This is a genomic window from Arthrobacter sp. SIMBA_036, assembly GCF_046535135.1.
Classification (GTDB): Bacteria; Actinomycetota; Actinomycetes; order Actinomycetales; family Micrococcaceae; genus Arthrobacter.
Window position 1 is genome coordinate 1 of the sequence record NZ_JAWRXG010000083.1, and the last position, 337, is coordinate 337.

Genomic DNA, 337 nt, shown 5'->3' on the forward strand with positions numbered 1-337 from the left:
GCTGATCGACCGGTCGCCGGGATGACAGCCGCTTATTGCGGAGCGCTTTCGACGAAGCAGGAAAGCAGTGAAATCGCAGCCAGCGCGACGCGCCTTCCCGACAAAAACAGGTCCATCGGAGAGCAATTCCCTTTGCCGCGTTTCGTCTTGCCAGAAGCGGCAAAAAGGCCCAATTCCAAAGGACTTATCTCATGATGACATGACAATGCGATGGCGGCTTCTGTGCGAAAACGCGACACCGCATAAGTTGTGTTGACAACGCCATCGGGGCAGCCAAGAGTGCGGCCCGATCAGCGCAGCCGCCCGGGGGGACTTGATGTCTGTACGCTCTTAATTC

1 protein-coding gene is annotated in these 337 nt (G+C 57.3%); it reads left to right on the top strand.

Going from position 1 to position 337, the window contains the following annotated elements; genetic code table 11:
• On the top strand, nt 1–195 hold a 195-nt coding region (locus SB659_RS19225; RefSeq protein ID WP_410551546.1), incomplete at its 5' end, for a hypothetical protein.
• Nucleotides 196–337 lie beyond the last annotated feature (142 nt).